At 61.2% G+C, this 4,465-nt stretch carries 5 protein-coding genes; 4 read left to right on the plus strand and 1 reads right to left on the minus strand.

Going from position 1 to position 4,465, the window contains the following annotated elements; translation table 11 throughout:
- The coding region (locus QWZ14_RS17885; protein WP_456307254.1) for an ArsR/SmtB family transcription factor at positions 1–379 on the plus strand (379 nt) is incomplete at its 5' end.
- 28 nt (positions 380–407) lie between these two features.
- Here the strand turns inward: QWZ14_RS17885 and QWZ14_RS17890 are convergent.
- Positions 408–641 carry a hypothetical protein gene (locus QWZ14_RS17890; RefSeq protein WP_290318150.1) on the minus strand — a complete coding sequence of 78 codons (234 nt, stop codon included), beginning with the start codon at positions 639–641 and terminating at the stop codon, positions 408–410.
- A gap of 208 nt (positions 642–849) precedes the next feature.
- On the opposite strand from QWZ14_RS17890, the gene QWZ14_RS17895 reads away from it, so the two are divergent.
- The 3 genes from QWZ14_RS17895 (at position 850) to QWZ14_RS17905 (ending at position 4,250) form a co-directional block, all read left to right on the plus strand.
- Positions 850–1,263 (plus strand): MerR family transcriptional regulator, encoded by a 414-nt coding sequence (locus QWZ14_RS17895; protein ID WP_290318151.1) that lies wholly within the window; start codon positions 850–852, stop codon positions 1,261–1,263.
- Between the two features lie 63 nt (positions 1,264–1,326).
- On the plus strand, positions 1,327–3,261 hold the full coding sequence (locus QWZ14_RS17900; RefSeq protein WP_290318152.1) for a cytochrome c/FTR1 family iron permease: 1,935 nt from the start codon (positions 1,327–1,329) through the stop codon (positions 3,259–3,261).
- Entirely contained in the window at positions 3,258–4,250 is a 993-nt protein-coding gene (locus QWZ14_RS17905) for an arsenic resistance protein (RefSeq protein WP_290318153.1), read from the plus strand. Before QWZ14_RS17900 ends, QWZ14_RS17905 begins: the two co-directional genes overlap by 4 nt.
- Positions 4,251–4,465 lie beyond the last annotated feature (215 nt).

The raw sequence follows: 4,465 nt of genomic DNA on the forward strand, positions 1-4,465 counted from the left end.
CGACGCTTGCTGTCGGCCTCACGAATTATCCAGGCTAGAGACCTCCACGCGCACCCTGGACCGGCAGGCGAAGCTGTTCCGCGGCTTTGCCGATCCGTCGCGCCTGGCGATCCTCGACGCACTGCGCGCCGGCCCGCGGCATGTCGGCGCCATCGTTGCGGCGACCGGCCTCAGCCAGCCGAACGTCTCCAACCACTTGCGTTGCCTAAGCGAGTGCGGCTTGGTTCAGGCCGAGCAGCGCGGCCGGTTTGTCGATTACCGGTTGGGCGACGGACGGGTAGGGGAGCTGTTGCGCTTGGCCGAGGAACTGCTGGCTGGATCCGCTTGCGGCGTCGACGCCTGCCAGCGCTACGATATTCCCGACACAGACGCGAGCTAACCTCACCGTGCCTTGGTCGATGGCCGGCTTAGGCCGTCACGCCGTGGAACCGGTAGCGCAGCAGCCGCAAGGCATTCAGCGTCACCAGGACGGTGGCGCCTACGTCACCCGCTTCGACCCGCAATGCCTCCACAGGCGCGATGCCATAACCCAGCTTGCGAACTTGCTCCTCGATAGTCGTCCGGGGTGTAGCCGCCTCATCCAGGCGGAACGCCAGGACTTGGGTGCCATAGTTGACGCGGATATCCTCGGCGCCGGCCACCCGGCCACGGCCGTTTCGATTTTGGAAGTGCAGCTAGGGCAGTCCATGCCCTCAACCCGGTACCGCAGGGTTGCTCGCGGCTTTGCGCCTACACTCGCTAGCTCGCCATCCGCCATCATCGTTTTCCAATCCTGGAGCCGGTCCCGGGTTGCCCGGACCAAGCGACATACCCTATATGGACCCTGTAGCCGCCACAGGGTCAAGGACGATGGGGACGGAAACCACTTTCAATATTGGTGTCCTGGCGAAGGCAACGGGGACGAAGGTGGAGACGATCCGCTGGTACGAGCGGGTGGGCCTGCTCTCCGCCCCTGACCGTACATCCGGCAACTATCGGGCCTACGGCGCCGCGCACCTTGGCCGCTTGAGCTTCATCCGTCGCGCCCGCGACCTTGGCTTCTCGCTGGATCAGATCCGCACGCTTCTGGACATCGCTGAGCAGCAGGACCGCTCCTGCGAGACCGTGGATGCCATCGCCCGCGAGCATCTGGAGGAAGTGGATCGCAAGATCGCCGACCTGCAGGCGCTTCGCCGCGAGCTGGACTCCCTGATTGGACAGTGCCGGCATGGCCGGATCGCCGAGTGTCGGATCATCGAAGCGCTAGCCCCCTGCCCGGCATGAGCTCTGCCTGGGCACGCAAGCGCATCTGCGATAGCTTCGCAGTCGCAATCTACGAGTAGGTCAATGCATTACCGCTTCATTCTGGTAGCTGTCTTCCTTGTTGGCCTGCTGTTGCCCCAGCCAGGACAAGCGGCGGACGATGCGGCTGTTCAGACTGCGTGGCGTCTCCTTGACTATATCGCCGTCGATTATCCTGGCGCTGTCGAGGATGGGCGCGTCGTAAGCCAGTCCGAATACGATGAGATGGTCGAGTTTTCCGAATCGGTACGGAATCGTCTCGGACAATTACCTTTTCACCCTCAACAAGCTCAGCTTCAGGCTGAAATTATAGCCTTGGAGGCCGCCATTGCCGCTCGGGCCATGCCTACAGATGTGGCGAAGCTGGCACGCGGCCTGGCTGTACACTTGCTGGATGCCTATCCAGTGCCTCTCGCTCCGACAAAAACTCCCGATGTATCACGAGGCGCTTCTCTCTATGCCGAGCAGTGCGCCAGCTGCCACGGTTTGAGCGGCGCAGGCGATGGGCCAGCGGCTACGAACCTCGACCCTCCGCCAATTGCTTTTACAGACCGATCGCGCGCTCAGGAACGCAGCCTGTTCGCGCTTTATCAGGTGATCACCCAAGGGCTGGATGGCACCGCGATGCCGAGTTTCGCTCAGCTGTCGCCCGAGGACCGCTGGGCTTTGGCGTTCCATACGGGAACGCTTGCCTATCCAATGTCCCTGGCATCTGAAGGAGAACGTTTGTGGCGCTCGGACCCGACGCTGCGGGCCGTGGTGCCGAAGCCGGAAGCACTGGCTGGGATAACGCCGGCCCAACTTGCCGTCCAAGTGGGTGATGAGCGTGCCGCAGCTGTCACTGCCTATTTGCGCCGCCATCCTGAAGCACTAAGTCCGGCTCAAGGCTCATCTCTCGATCTAGCTCGAACTCGCCTAACTGAAGCTGTTCAGGCTTACGGCACCGGCGACCGCCGGCGGGCGACTGATCTGGCGCTGTCGGCATATCTGGATGGATTTGAGCCGTTCGAGCCGAGAATTGGCGCCAAAGACTCTGCGCTGCTCGGGCGTGTTGAAGCAGCGATGAACGAGTTGCGCGCTGGCATTACCCGCGGACAGCCTGCTGAGGCGGTAGGGCGTCAGGCAGCAGCGGTAACGACCCTTTTTAACGAGGTCGAGCGTACCCTGGCCGAGGACACCGACAGCAATGTCACCATGTTCGTGGGAGCAGCAACCATCCTTCTTCGCGAGGGGCTGGAAGCGCTTCTCATCGTGATAGCGATGATTGCCTTTCTACGAAAAGCTGGCCGTGAAGAGGTGCTGCCCTATGTGCATGGTGGGTGGGCTGCCGCGCTCGTGGCAGGCGGCGCTACTTGGTTTGCCGCGACCTACATCATCGCCATCAGTGGCGCGAGCCGCGAGCTAACAGAGGGCTTCGGTTCACTCTTTGCCGCACTCATACTGGTTTCCGTTGGCATATGGATGCACGGCAAGAGCCACGCTGATAACTGGCAACGCTATATCCGCGAGCGGCTTTCACACGCTCTCTCGCGTCGCTCGGGATGGGTCCTGTTCCTGCTGGCTTTCGTGGTTGTCTACCGCGAAGTGTTTGAGACGATCCTTTTCTATAGCGCGATGTGGCGACCGGAGAGCGCCACCCCCCTACTCGGCGGCATCGCTTGCGCCGTTGTCTTACTTGGAATTATCGGCTGGGCGGCTTTGCGCTACAGCCGCCAGTTGCCTATCGGACGCTTCTTCGCAGTGAGCTCACTGCTGGTAGCAGTGATATCGATTGTTCTTGCTGGCAAAGGGATCGCAGCACTGCAAGAAGCTGGCCTGCTCGATGTGCAGCCGTTGGCCGGGCTTCCCCGGTTGGCGGCTCTTGGCGTCTATCCAACCGTTGAAGGCGTAGCAGTTCAACTTGCGACTTTAGCGGTGATCATGATTGGCTTCTGGTACAACCGTCGCCATTCGTTGACCCAAACTCGGGTCCAGACATGAGCGGGTTACGCCATACGTTGGAGAGCCACCAGGTCGCCATCTACTTTGCGGCCGTGGTCGCTGCCGCCCTTGCCGGCTTCTTCATGCACGGTGCGACAGCGTTGGAAGCCGCCATTAATCCCGCCTTAGCGGTCATGCTGTTCGTTACCTTCCTACAGGTGCCGCTTGCCGATCTCGGCCGGGCACTTGTCCGCATGCGTTTCGTCGCCGCTCTGCTATTTGCAAACTTCATCATGGTTCCCGGCCTAGCGCTTACGCTCGTACAGTTTCTGCCGCCCGACCCCATGCTTCGGCTCGGAGTGCTGATCGTACTGCTGGCTCCCTGCATCGATTACGTGGTGACCTTCTCCCATATTGGCCGGGCTGATGCCCGGCTGTTGCTGGCTTCCACGCCAGCCCTGCTGCTTCTGCAAATGCTGCTGCTACCGCTCTACCTCGGCCTGTTCCTTGGCGACGATGCAGCGGGGCTCGTGCAGGCCGGCCCCTTCCTGCACGCCTTTGTCTGGTTGATAGCGGGGCCCCTGGTGCTGGCCGGAATCTTCCAGACCCTCGCCGCGCGTAGCGCAGGCCTTGCAAGGGTATCGGCGGGGCTCAGCCTTCTCCCAGTGCCGGCCACGGCGATCGTGCTATTTGTGGTGATTGCCTCCGTCACGCCGCAACTCGGTCTTGCATTGGATGGCGCGTTGCGGGCTCTGCCACTCTACGTCGCCTATGCGGTCATCGCACCGCTGCTAGGCTGGGGCATAGCTTGGCTAGCCGGCCTTGAAGCGCCGGCTGGCCGTGCCATCGCGTTCAGTGCGGGGACGCGCAATTCCTTGGTCGTGCTGCCGCTTGCCTTTGCGGTACCCGGTGCGGTTCCCGTGCTGCCAGCGGTCATCGTCATGCAAACCCTGGTCGAGTTAGTGGCCTCGCTCGTCTACATCCGAGTAATCCCGAAGCTCGGTCGTCCGGACCCGGAAACCATTTCAATCACATCCAAAACGGGGTGATAACGGTAGAAAGCAAATTCTATGTCGATGCCTGTTATCTTGCCTCAGGATACCGTCGACAAGCGGCTGTGATAATCGCAGCAGCATAAGATCAAGTTGTTCCAAAAATTTCTAAATACGGCCACCACGTTGAGTTGGCATGGACTTGCTCCGCTTTAATAGAGAGACATTGGATTGGCGGATTCAACATCCGTAGCGAACACCACCACCGTTCG

This window comes from Paeniroseomonas aquatica (assembly GCF_030409335.1).
Lineage (GTDB): Bacteria > Pseudomonadota > Alphaproteobacteria > Acetobacterales > Acetobacteraceae > Belnapia > Belnapia aquatica.